The sequence below is a fragment of the Pantoea sp. SIMBA_079 genome, from assembly GCF_046940275.1.
GTDB classification, from domain to species: domain Bacteria; phylum Pseudomonadota; class Gammaproteobacteria; order Enterobacterales; family Enterobacteriaceae; genus Pantoea; species Pantoea borealis.
The window spans coordinates 1-307 of sequence record NZ_JAWRYR010000150.1 but is presented as its reverse complement, the minus strand read 5'-3'; the positions used below and the strand labels follow the sequence as shown (position 1 = coordinate 307).

General features: G+C 35.8%; 1 protein-coding gene. It reads right to left on the bottom strand.

The window, feature by feature from the left end; genetic code table 11:
• Positions 1-36: 36 nt before the first annotated feature.
• Positions 37-307: flagellar assembly protein FliW (locus SB719_RS19510; RefSeq protein ID WP_412159650.1), on the bottom strand; the 271-nt coding region annotated here is incomplete at its 5' end.

Sequence of the window (307 nt, the reverse complement as noted above, 5' to 3'; positions counted from 1 at the left end):
CTTACGCGATAACACAAGCATGTATTCTTCACCTGCTTACTTATCTTGTTTAGAGGCATGGTGCATTAGAGGTTGCCTTACTTCAAAACGCTCTTCCTCTAGTATAACCTGCTTGGCTTTTTTATTTTCCAAATTAATGATCACAGGCGCCTTCAAGTTTACGGTGCTAGAATCACCTGATCTAACTGTTAATATGTTTAATACAGAGATAGGCGTATCGTCTTTGATTTCAAGGCTTTGTTTGTGAGAATCCTTTAATTTAAACTCATAGTCTTGAAAAAATGGAAAAGGATCAATTAACCAAAAA